This is a genomic window from Paenibacillus stellifer (assembly GCF_000758685.1).
GTDB classification, from domain to species: Bacteria; Bacillota; Bacilli; order Paenibacillales; family Paenibacillaceae; genus Paenibacillus_AQ; species Paenibacillus_AQ stellifer.
The window spans coordinates 243,560-258,886 of sequence record NZ_CP009286.1 but is presented as its reverse complement, the minus strand read 5'-3'; the positions used below and the strand labels follow the sequence as shown (position 1 = coordinate 258,886).

Annotated in this window: 19 protein-coding genes and 2 pseudogenes; 6 read left to right on the top strand and 15 right to left on the bottom strand. The window is 45.4% G+C overall.

The genetic code is table 11. The annotated features are described in order from the left end of the window. Positions 1-63: 63 nt before the first annotated feature. Positions 64-966, bottom strand: a complete 903-nt coding sequence (locus PSTEL_RS01400; protein ID WP_038693026.1) for a helix-turn-helix domain-containing protein — start codon at positions 964-966, stop codon at positions 64-66. 140 nt (positions 967-1,106) lie between these two features. On the opposite strand from PSTEL_RS01400, the gene PSTEL_RS25930 reads away from it, so the two are divergent. Both PSTEL_RS25930 and PSTEL_RS01385 read left to right on the top strand, forming a co-directional pair. Next, complete coding sequence (locus PSTEL_RS25930) at positions 1,107-1,991, top strand: MBL fold metallo-hydrolase (protein WP_084064561.1); 885 nt, start codon at positions 1,107-1,109, stop codon at positions 1,989-1,991. A gap of 261 nt (positions 1,992-2,252) precedes the next feature. Next, positions 2,253-2,471: a hypothetical protein gene (locus tag PSTEL_RS01385; RefSeq protein ID WP_038693024.1), complete on the top strand. Its 219-nt coding sequence runs from the start codon at positions 2,253-2,255 to the stop codon at positions 2,469-2,471. A gap of 71 nt (positions 2,472-2,542) precedes the next feature. Here PSTEL_RS01385 and PSTEL_RS01380 read toward each other — a convergent pair whose 3' ends face one another. The 10 genes and pseudogenes from PSTEL_RS01380 to PSTEL_RS01340 all read right to left on the bottom strand — a co-directional run. Further along, the gene (locus PSTEL_RS01380) at positions 2,543-3,025 is read right to left on the bottom strand and encodes an alpha/beta hydrolase (protein WP_281176748.1); all 483 of its coding nucleotides are present in this window, start codon (positions 3,023-3,025) and stop codon (positions 2,543-2,545) included. A 38-nt stretch (positions 3,026-3,063) separates the two neighbouring features. Beyond that, positions 3,064-3,258 (bottom strand): helix-turn-helix domain-containing protein, encoded by a 195-nt coding sequence (locus PSTEL_RS28870; protein WP_425415271.1) that lies wholly within the window; start codon positions 3,256-3,258, stop codon positions 3,064-3,066. 15 nt (positions 3,259-3,273) lie between these two features. Next, entirely contained in the window at positions 3,274-3,981 is a 708-nt protein-coding gene (locus PSTEL_RS01375; protein WP_038693023.1) for a hypothetical protein, read from the bottom strand. A 325-nt stretch (positions 3,982-4,306) separates the two neighbouring features. Then, the gene (locus PSTEL_RS01370) at positions 4,307-4,699 is read right to left on the bottom strand and encodes a type II toxin-antitoxin system death-on-curing family toxin (RefSeq protein ID WP_038693022.1); all 393 of its coding nucleotides are present in this window, start codon (positions 4,697-4,699) and stop codon (positions 4,307-4,309) included. A gap of 1 nt (position 4,700) precedes the next feature. Continuing rightward, positions 4,701-4,973, bottom strand: coding sequence for an AbrB/MazE/SpoVT family DNA-binding domain-containing protein (locus PSTEL_RS01365; RefSeq protein WP_038693021.1), 273 nt, complete (start codon positions 4,971-4,973; stop codon positions 4,701-4,703). Positions 4,974-5,431: 458 nt separating this feature from the next. Further along, a complete protein-coding gene (locus tag PSTEL_RS01360; protein ID WP_038693020.1) occupies positions 5,432-6,349 on the bottom strand; it encodes a VOC family protein in 918 nt (305 codons plus the stop codon). Between the two features lie 72 nt (positions 6,350-6,421). Next, complete coding sequence (locus PSTEL_RS01355) at positions 6,422-6,859, bottom strand: VOC family protein (protein ID WP_038693019.1); 438 nt, start codon at positions 6,857-6,859, stop codon at positions 6,422-6,424. Positions 6,860-7,140: 281 nt separating this feature from the next. After that, positions 7,141-7,665, bottom strand: a complete 525-nt coding sequence (locus PSTEL_RS01350; RefSeq protein WP_038693018.1) for a DNA-directed RNA polymerase sigma-70 factor — start codon at positions 7,663-7,665, stop codon at positions 7,141-7,143. After that, positions 7,662-8,099 carry a hypothetical protein gene (locus tag PSTEL_RS01345; RefSeq protein ID WP_038693017.1) on the bottom strand — a complete coding sequence of 146 codons (438 nt, stop codon included), beginning with the start codon at positions 8,097-8,099 and terminating at the stop codon, positions 7,662-7,664. The genes PSTEL_RS01350 and PSTEL_RS01345 overlap by 4 nt, the downstream gene beginning before the upstream one ends. Before the next feature lie 413 nt (positions 8,100-8,512). Next, a pseudogene (locus PSTEL_RS01340) lies at positions 8,513-8,941 on the bottom strand (Rpn family recombination-promoting nuclease/putative transposase); the annotation flags it as partial. Positions 8,942-9,124: 183 nt separating this feature from the next. On the opposite strand from PSTEL_RS01340, the gene istA reads away from it, so the two are divergent. Next, the gene (gene istA, locus PSTEL_RS01335) at positions 9,125-10,624 is read left to right on the top strand and encodes an IS21 family transposase (RefSeq protein ID WP_156995737.1); all 1,500 of its coding nucleotides are present in this window, start codon (positions 9,125-9,127) and stop codon (positions 10,622-10,624) included. After that, positions 10,611-11,351 carry an IS21-like element helper ATPase IstB gene (istB, locus tag PSTEL_RS01330; RefSeq protein WP_038693016.1) on the top strand — a complete coding sequence of 247 codons (741 nt, stop codon included), beginning with the start codon at positions 10,611-10,613 and terminating at the stop codon, positions 11,349-11,351. Before istA ends, istB begins: the two co-directional genes overlap by 14 nt. A gap of 137 nt (positions 11,352-11,488) precedes the next feature. Here istB and PSTEL_RS01325 read toward each other — a convergent pair. The 4 genes and pseudogenes from PSTEL_RS01325 to PSTEL_RS01310 form a co-directional block, all read right to left on the bottom strand. Beyond that, positions 11,489-11,881: pseudogene (locus tag PSTEL_RS01325) on the bottom strand (Rpn family recombination-promoting nuclease/putative transposase); the annotation flags it as partial. Between the two features lie 170 nt (positions 11,882-12,051). After that, positions 12,052-12,606 carry an ATPase gene (locus PSTEL_RS01320; RefSeq protein ID WP_245625048.1) on the bottom strand — a complete coding sequence of 185 codons (555 nt, stop codon included), beginning with the start codon at positions 12,604-12,606 and terminating at the stop codon, positions 12,052-12,054. A gap of 13 nt (positions 12,607-12,619) precedes the next feature. Next, positions 12,620-12,817 carry a hypothetical protein gene (locus PSTEL_RS01315; RefSeq protein WP_038693014.1) on the bottom strand — a complete coding sequence of 66 codons (198 nt, stop codon included), beginning with the start codon at positions 12,815-12,817 and terminating at the stop codon, positions 12,620-12,622. An 83-nt stretch (positions 12,818-12,900) separates the two neighbouring features. Next, positions 12,901-13,446 (bottom strand): DUF6155 family protein, encoded by a 546-nt coding sequence (locus PSTEL_RS01310; RefSeq protein ID WP_038693013.1) that lies wholly within the window; start codon positions 13,444-13,446, stop codon positions 12,901-12,903. A 205-nt stretch (positions 13,447-13,651) separates the two neighbouring features. On the opposite strand from PSTEL_RS01310, the gene PSTEL_RS01305 reads away from it, so the two are divergent. Both PSTEL_RS01305 and PSTEL_RS25925 read left to right on the top strand, forming a co-directional pair. After that, positions 13,652-14,983, top strand: a complete 1,332-nt coding sequence (locus tag PSTEL_RS01305; protein WP_052098105.1) for a TOTE conflict system archaeo-eukaryotic primase domain-containing protein — start codon at positions 13,652-13,654, stop codon at positions 14,981-14,983. Further along, complete coding sequence (locus tag PSTEL_RS25925; protein WP_156995736.1) at positions 14,878-15,321, top strand: helicase-related protein; 444 nt, start codon at positions 14,878-14,880, stop codon at positions 15,319-15,321. The genes PSTEL_RS01305 and PSTEL_RS25925 overlap by 106 nt, the downstream gene beginning before the upstream one ends. The last annotated feature ends 6 nt before the right edge of the window (positions 15,322-15,327 follow it).

Sequence of the window (15,327 nt, the reverse complement as noted above, 5' to 3'; positions counted from 1 at the left end):
CCGGCCTTGTGAGGTCGGGCTTATCTGCCGTAGCCAACTGGCAGCAGCCTACTCGCCTGAAGATCACATCCAGCAATTTTGTTTTCGATAGCTTGAGGGGGAGAGTGTCGTATGCCTCTTGAACATTCTCCAGAAATGCGTGGTATTGTGAAAGCCGACCCGCTCCATGATTTCCGAGATCGGAAGCATGGTATCTCTCAATAATGTTGCGGCTATTTGCACGCGGTACTTGACCAAATAATCAATGATAGACAGATTTGTGAGCTGGAAGAACTGATGATTCATAGTGGTTCGATTCATATGAAACATCCGGCTGAGTTCATTCAGCGTTATTTTGTTCGAATAGTTCGTATGCAAATAAACTAAAACCTGGTTTGCAATGTCATTAGGGTCAGCATCTTCTTCTGGCGGACTTTCCTCTTCATGTATTAGCTTTGAGAGGAGAATAAGAACTTCCAAAAACAGCGAGCGTGCGCGACAAGGCCAATGGAAATTGCTCTGGGACACCAGTGTCTGGTTCATTTGCCGCAAGAGCTTAGTGATATGTTGTGCATTTGCAGTATCTATTGTGAACAGACCGGGAGATTTGCTGCCGCTCCCAATGAATGGCTGCAGCAGGTAAAGGTCCTGCTCTTCCGTGGCGGAGAAATCAGTATGCGCATGGCGAACATTCTCGAAGTTGAATTTGCTATTCACAACCAATGGATCAAAATAAACGGACTTCATGGATATATCCGAGGGCGAGCTTAGCTTAACAACTTCCTTTTCATTGATGCACAGCACTACCGGCGAAGTAAAGGGGGTATGCAGTCCCCCGGAAGATATAATGCCTGACCCCTTCTCGATTAGGATGAAGCCCCATCTGCTTAAGCTTACGGTGTTCTCTATACAAGATTCATCTTCAGTGAAAAATAGAGGAATACGGTATCCGGAATGCACTTCTCTACCAATGGTTACAAACTCCATATCCTTCACCCCAGTTGGCTATGTAAGACATTTTCAAAGCCTGCTTATAAGCAAACAACTATTGCGGATACACCATTCTTACAGCATAGCAGATCAGGTATGATGCCCTTGTAAGTTAAATCACCCGAGGGGGTCAAATTATGAAGCTTGAAAGCAAAAATAAAAACCTGGCTGTGCTCCTAATGATCTTGATCTGTTGTTCCCTGCTGGCAGCGTGCTCGAAAACGGACAAAACAAGCGTAAAAGCTAACGCGGGACCAACCGTCGCAGATATAGCATCTCCAGCACCGGCAAGCAGCGAACCCAGCGCTGAACCATCTGCCACAAGCGCACCATCTGCAGAACCGGCCAAAAAAGGTCCCTTGACGATCAAATACGTGGGGAATTCATGCTTTTACTTAACATTTCCTGATGGAACCACAATCCTGACCGATCCATATCCCGCGCAATTTACGACATTTTTTGGCCCAGCCCCCGATATGAAGGTGGACGCCTACACCGTCTCCCATTATCATGAGGATCATGTTCCGGGTCTAAAGCAGCTTAAGGGAGATCCCAAAAAAATCACTCCTGCCTTGATGGATAAACCCATCCAAGTCGGTGGCGTCGAAATAACCGGGTTCCCATCCAAGCATGTGGCCTCCTTAGGAGACAACGAAATTTACGTATTTCAATTCGGTGATCTGAAGATTGTACACATGGGAGAGACAGATCGGATAGAATCGCCAGATGCACTGAAGGCCGTGAAAGATGCGGATGTTATGTTGACCTATGCCGGTGAATACGGCCCAAGCACGTTTCATGATGCCGATATTTTCAAGACCCTGTATGGCATGAATATAAAAGTTCTGATCCCGCAGCATTTCAGCAACAATCCGGAAGCAATATTCTACGGAGAGCCGACAATTACCCAGATCCTGAAAGAAGTACCGCAAGGTATCGAAACGTCCACGCTGGATGAACTGGTTGTGACGAAAGATATGAAGAAACAATTTGTTGCGCTGTCGCAAATGAATGCGAAATAATTGTTACTAATAGCTGTTGGAATCTCTTGCTAACTGCAGCGGAGGAGTGTCAGCACAGCAGCAAAGCCAGTGGAACGACGGTTAATATGTCCATTGGCTTTGCTCTTCTCCGTATCCGTTTTAGAACGAAGTCCAAAAAGTCTCGTTATAGCTGCCAAAGGGCGGATAGTTTAAGGGTAGCAATTTCCGTTTTTTACTTAACAAATATGCTTTAGTATAATAGTGATGAAATATATAGCATAATTCTAAGGAGGACTTCGCATGGACATTAAAGCGAAAATTGATGAAATTGTTACCAAAGTTAAAAATGATAAAGATTTCTCATCGAAATTTATGAGCGACCCTGTTTCGGCGATCGAATCCGTTATCGGGATCGACCTGCCAAATGACCAGATCAACGCATTGATCGATGGCGTGAAAGCAAAAATAACGTTGGACAAAGCTGGCGACATGCTTGGTTCGATCAAGAAGCTGTTCTAATCAACCAAAGCATTATACATGCAGAAAAGCGACCATTATAGGCCGCTTTTCTGATCCTCCATATGAAACGTCTACTTCCGGTCAGTGCCGCCATAGAACAATAAATATTGCTCAACCTGGCTGCTCCAATAAGCATCATTATGATGTCCGCCTTCAACTAAATGGAATTCATACGATTTCGTTTTCTTGTGGCTCAACACTTCATCCAGCTTCTTCGCCGGAGTTTGGAAATCATCCTGATTACCAATGTCGAGGAAAATCTCTAGCTTAGCTAAGTTTTGGCTCTTGGCCAAATAGATCGGATCGCGCTCCTTTCTTGCCTGATCGGTCGGGAAGATTTTATCATGCAGCGGCTTCCACATATCATTAAGGAATAATGCAGGAGCATGTGCACCTACTTTACTAAATACTTGAGGATTGCGGAAAGCTACGTGCAGAGCAGCAAAGCCCCCCATCGACACGCCTCCAATATAACGTCCTTTTCTGGATGGTAATGTGCTGAAATGCGTATCCACGTAATGGATTACATCCTGGGTAATATAACTTTCATACAACCCTTCATTCCACAGTAATTACCTGCAAATCTACAGCATTATCCTTTCATCATCCAGCAATGCTGATTACGGAATTCTGCTGGCGTGCAGCTTGCATATTTACGAAAACTGCGGATGAAATGAGCGTCATCGACAATGCCGACTTTGCTCATAATTTCCGTTGTGGGGAGCAGTGTATTGCGAAGCATAGAACTGGCCATCTGCATACGGATCGTGTTCAGGTAGGAGATAATCGACAGCCCTGTAGCTTATCGAAAATGTTTGTTCATCGTTGTGTTGTTGATATGAAACAAGGACGTTAAAGTTTCAAGTTTGATTTTCTCGCGGTAATGCGTATGTAAGTATTCAATGATCGGCTTGATTTGGCTGATTTCGCTCGTATTGGGAAGTTTATTCGGTGTCGTATCGGCACTTAGATGAATTCGACGAATGAGGAACAGTAGTTCCAGCAAAAAGGATCGGCTGCGACAGGGCCACTGTTGGTCCGGCTGTAAGGACAGATTCTCGTCGATCTCATCGACCATCTGCGCAATATGGATGGCCACTGCCGGGTCCACCGGGATGCAGCCGTAGTAATTTTCCTGCCGCTCCATAAAAGGATCGAAATACCATCTATCCTGAAAGTCAGACTGAAATAGGCCTGCCTCTTCGGTCGATTCAGGAGTCGAGAGAATTCTGGCATTTACAACCGTTGGAAGAAACCGGAGGGCTTTGGCCTTTACTTGATTTCCTGCGACCAGCACTAGCGATTCGTTCTCATTCAAGCAATACACAGCTGGGGCAACAATCTGATAAAGATAGTCTCCGACCTGCACAATGCCGATACCCTCCTGAATCAACACAATGCGGTATCCACGGTTCTCTTCTTCATCTTGCTTCAACGCTTCTTCCGGCATAGTCGACAATGTGAGTAGAAATCCCGGATAATAACTTCTGCCCAAGGTCCACAATTCCATCAGCTTCAGCTTCCTCTCATGCAATCTCACTCACTAAATCTTATGATCCCAGCAAAAACATATTTTCTCCTTGTTGTCGTCCCCCACAACGATGTTTTCTAATAAATACAATACAGCAAATGGGAATATTTCCCTACAGCAAAAGAGAAAAATATCGGAAGGCAAAAACCACAGTTTGATTAAAGTCTACTGGCGGCTGCAGCTGCAAAAGAAAAAGCAGCCGTCGCAGAGGAATCTCTGCAACAACTGCTTTCTCCGTTCGGAGACCACTCGCTATACGTGTTGTAGGTACAGTTTGGATGTTACTCAGGCCTGGGCCTAAATATTATCGCTCTTCCGAGTGTTCTTTCAATATATGAGCAGTCCTCTCTAACGAATGTAAGCCATTTGCAATATCCACTATAAACTCCACTGCATATTCACGTTCCATTCGCAGATGGTATCCATTCAGCATTAAGAATGACTTGGTTACGAGATAGGCTGTACGCTTATTGCCATCGTGAAAGCAATGATTTTTCACCAGAGACTCCAGTATAGCTGAGGCCTTGTCAAATAAAGTCGGGTAAGCGTCCTCTCCAAAAACGCTTTGCTGTGGCCTATGTACCGCAGAATCCAGCAGGCCGCGATCCTTAACACCCGCTTGCTCTGCGTCGTTCATTCGTTTCATCATGTAATAGTGTGCTGAAATAACCTCTTCTTTGGTAAGAAAGATAATCATATTATCGATCCCTTAAGTCCTCAAGAATGCCTGTATCTTCCTCGAATACATCAAAGAACGCTTCAAGAACTTCTGGTCTTACATTATCGGGAAGCTGGACTTGCCGTACTTTTTTCAATACCACTTCACCGCGATCATTTTCAACAAATTCGATTTCATCCCCTTGTGAAACATTCAGCTTCTCTGCCAAAGCCTTAGGGAGGCTTACTCCCAGGCTGTTGCCCATGCGTCCTATTTTACGGGAATAACGGGTCTTGTTCGCGTCATCCTTCATGCCTTCGACACACCATTCATTTGATCTTTTCCTCCTATATAGTATGAACTTTTAGCCGAAAGTTATACCTTATAACAGTAATAATAATTATAACGTATGTACATTTTAACAAAATCCTGTGTGAGTTTAAAGCTGCTCTTACAAGCAGAGAAAGGACCACCGGCACATAAGCTTCTACGAGTCTTCTACGAGTGTATTCCCAGTTGTGATGTCACCCACGTAACGTCCCGTGACCGGTTATATGTTGGGTCAGCCTGATTGTTTTCTTCTTCTGACCCCAGACGGAGGTTTTATGCTAATCGCTCTTCCTTACGGCTAAAGAGATCGACCCTTACCATTTGATAAATGAGCCGCTGCAAAGCACAACAAAAAAGCGGTGAGGGTTTTCTCTCATCGCTTTTTTTGCGTTACTATAACCCTGCTTCCTCTGGCAGAGGGTAGGGGGAGGGATTATACAGTCACTCGCCCTTATAAGCCTTATGCAATGCTGCAAGGTCGAATTTTTTCATCTGCAGAAAAGCCTTCGTAACACGCGCAATTTGCTCCGGTGTTCCCTTCTCCAGCATCTCGTCCATCTCGGCCGGAACAATCTGCCACGACACACCAAACTTATCGGTCAGCCAGCCGCATTGCTCAGCCTCGGGAACTGCAGAAAGCTTCTCCCAGTAGTGATCAATCTCCTCTTGCGAATCACATTTCACCATAAAGGAGATGGCTTCGTTGAAATTGAATTTATGATCATGCGCGCTGTCCATTACGGTGAACCACTGCTTCTCCAGCATGAAGTCAGCGAACATAATGGTTCCTTCCTGGTCAGGCTCTGAGCCTTTAGGATAGCGGGCAATCGTTCCCTGCCGCGAGTTGCCAAATACAGATAAATAGAGAGACATGGCCTCTTCCGCCTTGCCACACTTATCACCGACAAACAGTAACGACGGGATAATAGCCGGCCGCTCCTCACCTTCCGGATTCGTAAGGATCAGCTGCCAGGACACGCCATATTTATCCTGAATCCAGCCGTACCGCTCACTGAATGGATACTTATCAAGCGGCATTAGTGCTTGGCCGCCCTCTGATAATTTGTTCCAGACCTCATCTATTTTCTGTGCTGCGTCCATGTCGCGTGACGGATCAAAATTAACGAAGAAAGACACTGACGGATTTAACTTGAAATACGGCCCTGCACTGATGGCCATAAACTTCTGTCCCCATATTTCAAATGAGACTTGGTCACAGTCACCTGACGGTGTGTCGTGAAGTGTCGTAACACTCGTAACCTTGGATTCGGGGAAAACAGAGGCGTAAAAATTAGCTGCTTCTACCACTTCTTTGTCATACCATATATGCGGCACGATGGTCTGATTCTCGTTTGCCACAAATCATTCCTCCTCAGCTGCTGTCCATCCGGACAGTAGGCGTATTGTGGGCGGAGTGAAAACTGCATAATGTTATCCCTGTGGCTGCTCCCCTGGGACATTCACTTGAAAAGTAACGCCGAACTTGTCCTTAACAATCCCATACAAAGGGCTCCAATCCGTCTTCTGCTGGGGCATGACCACTTGACCACCGTCTTGCAGTGCAGCGAAAATCTCCCGTGCGACTGCTTCTTCTGTAGGATGGATGGCAATCTGAACCGTATCCCCGTCTGCTTGATGCGACGTACCCGGAAAAGTATCGGAGAACATGAGATCTGCATCACCAACCTTCAAATGCGCATGCATCACAAGGTTTTTCATCTCATCGGTCAGCGGATGATTCGGATCTTCCGGCAAATCCCCGAACGTCATGATCCCGACCACACTCCCGCGCAGCGCTTTTTCATAAAAATACAGAGCTTCTCTTGTGTTCCCATTAAAGACAAAATACGGGTTCAAACGGATTGACATTATTCTTCATCCCCTTTGGATCAAGTTGGACAATCAGCTTTATTATACACAAAATTTGAAGGAAATAAACACTTTTTGCGAACATACGATCCCTTTTTTTCAAAGAAATAATCCGCCTCCTGCCCGAAGATAATGCCACATAAGATTCTACGAATGTAGTTACAGTTTTGATGTAACCCGAGAGACGCCCCGTAACCAGCTATACGTTGGGTCAGCCTGATTATCTTCTTCTGCTGACCCCAGGCGGAGACCAAACTCCCCCAAATTGGCCCCAACATATATCATTTCTTGTCTACATCTAAATATTGCTTAGCTCTACTTTGAAGTTGTTCCATAATAGATTCAACTTGTCCCGAAGAAAGCCTTAACTCATCAGAAATCTTTTTTAGATCATTCCCATTAATTAAAAGATGAGTAACTCGACTTTCTAAGGATGATAATTTCCCCATAAATATATCCACATCGATAGTAGTATCATCATATGGAATTGATCTTATAAATTCTAAGTGTGTGTGAGATTCATTGTGAGTGCGCACTGGTGCATCCAAAGAAAAAATAGATTCTATTCTCTTAACAGCCCATGCTTCTTTGTTTTTTTGGTTCATAATTATTTTCAACTGTGTTAGAAGATAATCTTCAAAGCAACCAAATTGGGTACTATAGGTACGGATAGCATGGATAAGAGCCACCCTACCCTCTGTGATCCTATCTTCTGCTTCCAAACCTTTATATGAATTTTTACATTCTCTAACGACCAGCGGAATGTAGTGCTTTACGACATCTGCCTCAGTAATTTTCTCTTTCACTGTATATCTTTCTTAGGAAGCATATTACGGAGTCCATTTTTTCTGGGTTTCTTAGGAGTTTTTTGGGGAGTAAGTGGCACTTGCTTTGGAGGAACTAACGCGGCAAACCATATATCATCTTTTTTTTCAACAATATAATTTGCTGGAAAAGAAATCCCGCGTTTTTCGATTTGCCTAATCAATTCATGGTCTTTAATTTTTCCATTTTTCAAAACTTGATAGCCTTTTTCAGCTATCCCTAACAATCCAATAATTTTTCCGTCTGAACTTATTCCTACTGTTAACTGTTTAGGAATAAATTCATAAAGCTTACTGTTTAAACAAAATCCCTTTTCATTAGATACATTTATTGAAAATACCGGCTTAGGAGGACCAGGTAAAAACCATTCTAACTGCTGGATATCAGATCCTTGATCTTTAAAATCATCGCTCATAACCATTCTCCCTTTTATATCAATTTGGAATTCCTAACCATAATTCACCTGTATTATCACTATTTTTCTATGACAATATATCTTTGAAAAATACATACATTGAACTAAAATAGTATAATTATGCTCTTGTAGCAACATAGCATCTATACTATGCTTAAAGGGTATGAGTCAGATAACTTTATCTGTGGATTGAAATAATGTGTGTATTTTTCAAGTCAAAATCGAATAAGCCACCAACTTGCTGTCTGGTGGCTTATTTGATTTGTTAACCATTTTTTTGTTTAACTCAACAATAAACGTCAGTTTTAAACTGTACTTCAACCTGCCATTATCAATGACTTCTCTATAAAGTAGTATCGCGAAACATTAATAACAAAAGAGCGCTTTTTCACCATAGGATACTCCTATTTTTCTTACTTCCTCAAAGCATTAATCTCTTGTTCCGATAATCCAGTGGCCTTTGCGATAGTCGCTATATCCATATTCATTTCAAGCATATTTTTAGCTACTCTTTTGATTCCAGCCAACTCTGCACTTTCCAGCATAGAGGCTTCATCATGCAAATACTTCTGCCTGGCCTCGTACAGCCGTCTGGCATCCGAATCCTGACTTAGATATTGAAGAGTATCCATCGCCTTTTCCAAACCCGGCTCATTCATCTTCAGCACCTCCCAGTGTGATGTATCGGCGCCTTTCAGAAACAACAACCAATTGATCAATCCGCCTTCAGACGGAACACTACGTTCATCCAGCTTCGGTAACTCCAGGAAGTGCACCTCAATGTCGTCAATCAAGGATATCCCTGTTCGGTCTTCCCGCAAATGAAATACATTATGATATTGTGTTTATGATCAAATAGAAATGGAGGTTTCGATCAGCGAAAAATCCCTGGTGTGATCAACAGGAAATCCCTGATGCGATCATCAAGAATTCCCTGATCGGAACTGGAAATTCAGAGTGTGGAATTCCCCCGGGTCATCCTGAAATTTCGTACAATTCTCCTTGTTATGCAAGGAGGAGAAAGGATGACGAAGAGCATGGAGCAAGTCCACCGCATTAAAGAGTTGCAGCTTCAACAGAAGGGGCCCTATCAGATTGCCCAAGAGGTCGGGATGGACCCCAAGACCGTACGCAAGTATATGGCGCAGGAGGATTTCTCACCGAAGCCCCCAGCGCTGGAATCTCGAATCTCCAAGCTGGACCCCTATAAATCCACCATTGAGTCTTGGCTCAAAGAAGATGAACAGAATCGCTACAAACAGCGTCATACCGGCAAGCGGGTCTATGACCGGTTGTGCCAAAGCGTTCCTGAATTCGACTGCTCCTACCCGACGGTTGTACGCTATGTAAGAGAGATTCGCAAGCGGCAACAGCTCAGCAAAAACGGCTTCCTGGAACTCCAGTGGCACCCGGGAGAAGCGCAGGCCGATTTCGGCGAATGCGATGTCATCCTGAATGGAATTCGGAGCGTCTGTAGGTATCTGGTGGTTTCCTTTCCCCAAAGCAACGCGGCTTTTGTCCAGTGTTTTCTCGGCGAAACCGCCGAATGTCTCTCTCAAGGACTGATGGATGTCTTCCGTCACATTGGGGGAGTGCCGTGGCGACTGGTGCTGGATAATGCCACGGGAGCCGGACGGCGAATCGGGGAAAGCGTACGGCTCACTCAACTGTTTCAACGCTTCCAGTCCCATTTTGGCTTTGAGGTCACCTTCTGCAACCCGGCCAGCGGCCATGAAAAAGGCAATGTCGAGAACAAGGTCGGTTATGTGCGCCGAAATTACTTCGTCCCTCTGCCGTCGGCGCCGTCCCTACCCGAGTGGAACACCGAACTGCTCCAGATGTGCGATCTGGACAACCTGAGGGAGCATTACAAAAAAGACACACCCATTTGCGATTTGTTTCAGGCCGACCAAGCCGCACTGCTGCCTCTCCCCCGGTTGCCGTTTGAAGCCTGCCGCTATGTAGAGGTGAAGACCAACGGCTACGGCAAGTTTGTGCTCGAAGGCAAGCATACCTATTCGTCGTCACCCATGTACGCGGAGCAAGACGTCATGGTACGTGTGAGCGCTCATTTCATTGAACCGCTGGACGAAGCCGGTGAAGCCATCTCCCGGCATGCCCGGCAGTTTGGCAGCGAACGGACGGACACCGTCGATTGGCTGACCATGCTGGACTCCTTGATTGCCAAACCTGCCGCCTGGAAGAACAGTGTCATGCGCTCTCAGATGTCCTATGATGTGCGGGATTACATGGACGATCTTGACCGCAGCGGGCTTAGACAAGCTCTGCGTATGGTCAAGGATCTGTCGGATCGCTATGGACTGGACGTGGCCGTGAGCAGCCTGCAGGAAGCGATTGTCCGCCGCCGTGCCGATGGCCTTTCCGTGAATACAGCGGTCATTGCCGCCCGGATGGCAGGCTATGGACTGGATACGGCAGCCTCGCCGGGGCCGGACATGCGTCTTTACGATGAAGCTCTATTACCTCACCCGACGACAGGAGGCGAGCTCTATGGACCGCAGTGAAATCCGCAGTGAAATCTCACGGTTTTGCCGACAACTGATTCTTAGCCAGAATGCCGTGCGCCTGTGCGATGTGGAGGCGACGCCCAAGCAGGAAGAGTTTGTACACCAGGTGTTTCGAGAAGAGCTCGAGCACCGGGAGAGGATGCGGAAGCTCCGTCTGTTTCAGCGTGCCGCCTTTCCCATCCGTAAAACGCTGGAAGGCTATGAACTGAATGCCTTACGCCTGCCCTCCGGGCTGAGTACGGACGAACTGACCTCGTGTCAGTTTGTCCGGGACAAAAAGAATCTGGTGCTGTACGGCCCCGTTGGCACCGGAAAAACGCATTTGGCGATTGCCCTAGGCGTGAAAGCTTGCGAACTTGGGCTGTCCACCCGCTTTTTCACGGCGGCGTCGTTGGTAACCCGCCTTAGTGAAAGCAAACGTGCCGGGTCGCTGGAACGAACGATGAAGGATTTGGAGAAGGCGGAGCTTGTGATCCTGGATGAATGGGGATATCTGCCGATGGACCGGGAGGAAGCCCAACTGTTGTTTCAGGTGATTGCCGCCAGCTACGAACGCCGCAGTCTGGTTCTGACCACGAACCTGGAGTTCTCCAAGTGGGGCTCAATCTTTACTGACGACCAGATGGCTGCCGCGATGATTGACCGGCTCGCCCACCATGGACAACTGATTGTCTTTGAAGGGGAGAGCTACCGCCTGAAGCACGCCCTGATGCGCCAAAAGTAACAGAAGCAACTGGAAATTCACCAGGGATTTTTGATGATCCGACCAGGGAATTTCTGATGATTACACCAAGGAATTATTTTGATCCGACCAGGGAAAAACCGATGATCCAAACAGGGAATTCCACTTGACAAAACACAATATTGTTTATTCTTCAAGAACGCATAGTTTAAAATGTTAATCGTTACGCATTTCTTTAGCTCTGGATACTTGTCTCTCTCACTCAGTTGACTCGCATATCGTTTGCTCCAATAGAATAGCGTTCGTTTCTCGATGTCGTACTTATTAAACAGTTGCATCTCTATATCAATCAGTTTGCCTTCCGAGGTCTTAGCGTAAACATCAAAGATGGATTGTTTGTCGAGTGGATCATCTTTATCCGTGTAGGGATTCATCAGAATAATCTCGGTCAGCGGCGGCTCGCCAGCTTCGGTGAAAATGCGATTAAGAAAAGCCAACAGCACATCCTTGTTGTTCTCGCTGCCAAATATCCGTTTGGATACAAAATCAACACGCGGGTCCAGCAAATCCATCGGCATCAGCTCCATTCGTTATTATTATACCATCTTTCAAGGGCACTAAGCCTTGAAGGAAAGTAACTAAAACGAAAAAAGACACCATTCAAGGTGTCTTCTACTTTACTCTATATGGGGCCGAAACATGGACGTGCAGAGCCATAATTTGAGGGGAGTTGCTGCTGGAATTACAAGTACAATTCCAAAGCTCCCGTAGCCCATGTAGGAATCTCGTCTCGGCAAAAGCTAATCTGTGAACGTTTAATTTCCGCCACAACTTCAGGTTCACTGGTGTTGTCGATAATGGTGACTTCATCTGAAATCTCCATGGCAGGCATCAGGTTACTTAAAGATTGGCCATATCTCCACCGGATATCTTCTTCCGCAATCCAGTGCCCGCCCTGTTCCACTCTTGAAGCTACCCGATCAATATGCATTTGCACATCCTGTAAACCAATATAATACATGACGACTTTATAACCTTGTTCCTTAGCTGTCTTCATATGACGTAAAACAAAACTTCCCGACAGAGTGGTTTCTATAGCGAAATTTTCTTTTCGCCCGATTAATTCCCTTATTTGCTTTACAGCTTCTCGTCCGGCAGACAGGTCTGCACTTCTGGGATCTTCCGGGTTAATCCTTTTGGCAATCTGGTCAGGATCAATAATCGTTCCAACATAATCCCTCATTTGAAAACTGATTGTGCTTTTCCCGGCTCCATTAGTGCCAGCAAAAACCGTCATTACAGACTCCCAATCAGTCATGACTAACAAGCTCAGTTCGATTTCCGGCTACATCGTAAGTAATCTCAAATTTTTGCCCAGTGGCATCTTCACGTATCCGTTTGCCGTCTTTTATATAATAAATGGAGGCTCCAGCCTTTTTGGCCTCTGCGACTGCATGCTGATTGGCCTTTTTCAATAACCGCTGCAACTCTTCTCTTTGGGGCAGCATTGGATAGCACCTCGCTCGAATTTTGAATTTATTTTATAATATTATAACACAATCCTTACGGTTAAATAATTCGTCCGTATACGTTACTCAAGGTCTTCTTCTACATCCATGTGTCCTAAATAATCGCTATACAAATCCATCATCCCATCTCCAAAACCCCAGCCAATATCCTGACTGCTCTGCATTAATACATTGCATCGATCTACAAACTTGTCTTCTAATTGATTTTCCACAATATACTTTAAAGCTTGTTCATATATACTTGAAATAGTACGATAGAATTTTTCATCTATGTCTCCATACGAAAGCGTAAAGTCTACTCCACATTCCACTGTAAAAATCATTATCTCTGCAATTTGCCCCTTATTTGTTGAAACATTACTAAAGTCCTTTATTGCTTGCTTCATAACCGGGTAACGCAGAATCTCTCCCTTGTGGTGACCGAATTCCTTTTCAATAATTTTCTTGTACTTGTCTAAGACCTCCTCTTGATCAGGAAATAACACCGAAAAATAATGCTCTTGAATAATCGGGTATTTCTTGACCAAATTCAAGATTTCAGCCTCAAGCTCTTCCTTCGTAAGATTGTTCAAATGCTTTCTAATGGTTGAATTTCTTAATTTCAGCATTAATGATCTCCTTAATTCGCTTATAATTCTCAGTATTATTACTCAGCAGCTTACAAGGTATAATATAAATAAAACGCGAGGACCAATCAATGGACAATATGGAGGACAAATATAATGCAGCTCTAGCGCATATTGAGGAACTTAAGCTAGAAGTCACCCGGTTGAGGGGTCTACTGGGGCTTTTGGATGACGATATCAGATCGGCATGGAGTCCTATGATCGCCTGTTCCCCAAACAGGATACGCTGCCCAAAGGCGGATTCGGCAACCTCATTGCTCTACCTCTTCAAGGTGGGCCACGTAAACAGGGAAACAGTGTCTTTGTTGATGAACACTTTGAGCCCTATGCTGATCAATGGGGGATATTATCCGAACTTGGCAAGATAGACGAAGACCTGGTGAAGCAATTTATATATAAGCACGGGGAGCGCGGGCTTTTTAACAATGACCGTATTACTGCGGGATTAGACCACGAAGCAGGATTGACCTTGTTACAAGAGAACCAGACTCAGATCGAAGAGGTTCTGATGGAACCTTTGCCTGCTGAAATACAGATCCTGCAATCGGATCGTCTGTATATCCTCAAGTCTGGACTACCCTCAAGTGCAATTCATGCTCTGATCAAAATAGCTTCCTTCTCCAACCCTGATTTTTATAAAGCACAAGCGATGCGGCTCTCCACCTACGGTAAACCTCGGGTCATCTCATGCGCAGAGGATATGGGGAGTTATGTAGTTCTACCAAGGGGATGCTTGCAGGACTTGTTATCTTTTTTCGAGCATAATCGGGTCAAAGTATCGCTTGAGGATCGACGTTCGTCCGGAACTTCAATAGAGGCGGAGTTCTACGGTAAGCTGACCACTCTTCAGGATACAGCAGCCAGAGCGATTTTAAATCGTGATATAGGCGTTCTCTCGGCGGCAACCGCGTTCGGTAAAACAGTCGTAGCAGCCAGCATCATCGCTTCAAGGAAGATAAACACCCTTATTCTGGTTCATCGCCGGGAGCTTATGGAACAATGGCAGGAACGCTTGCAAACCTTTCTCGAAGTTCCTAAACATTCGATCGGTATGATCGGCGGCGGCAAAAATAAACGAACAGGCATTATCGACATTGCTGTCATTCAGAGCCTCAACTATAAAGGGAATGTTAAACCTTTCGTTAGTGAATACGGCCAGGTCATTGTAGATGAATGCCATCACGTATCCGCCTATAGCTTCGAACAGGTTCTGCGAGAAGTCAAGGCAAAGTATGTATTTGGCCTAACTGCTACACCTAAGCGACAAGACGGACAAGAAGCAATCGTGCGATTCCAGCTTGGCCCCGGTATACTCATTTTCATATCAAACCAGGTGAGCAGGTTTCCGGTATCCAGGACATCTATCAGCAGCTTGTTGACAATGAGGAGCGTAACACGCTTATTTTTGATGATTTGCTTACCTGCCTGGATGAAGGCCGCTCTCCGCTGCTGCTGGTTGAACGGACCGCTCATGCTGAATATTTTGCAGAGAGATTGCAGTCTTTTGCCAAAAACGTAATTGTACTTCGAGGCAAATTGGGTAAGAAGCAGAGAGAGGCTCTGCGCGCCCAAATCGCCTCTATTCCGGATGATCAGGAGCAGGTAGTTATTGCTACCGGTAAGCTGATCGGCGAAGGCTTCGATGACGCCAGACTGGACACTTTGTTTCTGGTCCATCCCATCTCCTGGTCAGGCACCTTGCAGCAATATGCAGGCCGCTTGCACCGAAGTCATGTGAATAAAGAAGAAGTGAAAATATATGATTATATTGACCTTCAGGTCCCAATGTTAATGGCGATGTTCAAGAAAAGAGTGAAGGGTTATCGGAAGATGGGATATGAGGGAGCGGAGTTGTAGCAAAGT

Bases quoted from the DNA above. Each gene is read 5' to 3' on its own strand.
- PSTEL_RS01385 (WP_038693024.1), top strand. From the start codon at position 2,253: ATGGACATTAAAGCGAAAATTGATGAAATTGTTACCAAAGTTAAAAAT.
- PSTEL_RS01320 (WP_245625048.1), bottom strand. From the start codon at position 12,606: ATGACGGTTTTTGCTGGCACTAATGGAGCCGGGAAAAGCACAATCAGT.
- PSTEL_RS01355 (WP_038693019.1), bottom strand. From the start codon at position 6,859: ATGTCAATCCGTTTGAACCCGTATTTTGTCTTTAATGGGAACACAAGA.
- istA (WP_156995737.1), top strand. From the start codon at position 9,125: ATGACGAAGAGCATGGAGCAAGTCCACCGCATTAAAGAGTTGCAGCTT.
- PSTEL_RS01305 (WP_052098105.1), top strand. From the start codon at position 13,652: ATGGAGTCCTATGATCGCCTGTTCCCCAAACAGGATACGCTGCCCAAA.
- PSTEL_RS01370 (WP_038693022.1), bottom strand. From the start codon at position 4,699: ATGATTATCTTTCTTACCAAAGAAGAGGTTATTTCAGCACACTATTAC.
- istB (WP_038693016.1), top strand. From the start codon at position 10,611: ATGGACCGCAGTGAAATCCGCAGTGAAATCTCACGGTTTTGCCGACAA.
- PSTEL_RS25930 (WP_084064561.1), top strand. From the start codon at position 1,107: ATGAAGCTTGAAAGCAAAAATAAAAACCTGGCTGTGCTCCTAATGATC.
- PSTEL_RS01345 (WP_038693017.1), bottom strand. From the start codon at position 8,099: ATGAGCGATGATTTTAAAGATCAAGGATCTGATATCCAGCAGTTAGAA.
- PSTEL_RS01375 (WP_038693023.1), bottom strand. From the start codon at position 3,981: ATGGAATTGTGGACCTTGGGCAGAAGTTATTATCCGGGATTTCTACTC.
- PSTEL_RS01310 (WP_038693013.1), bottom strand. From the start codon at position 13,446: ATGCTGAAATTAAGAAATTCAACCATTAGAAAGCATTTGAACAATCTT.
- PSTEL_RS01400 (WP_038693026.1), bottom strand. From the start codon at position 966: ATGGAGTTTGTAACCATTGGTAGAGAAGTGCATTCCGGATACCGTATT.
- PSTEL_RS01365 (WP_038693021.1), bottom strand. From the start codon at position 4,973: ATGAAGGATGACGCGAACAAGACCCGTTATTCCCGTAAAATAGGACGC.
- PSTEL_RS01315 (WP_038693014.1), bottom strand. From the start codon at position 12,817: ATGCTGCCCCAAAGAGAAGAGTTGCAGCGGTTATTGAAAAAGGCCAAT.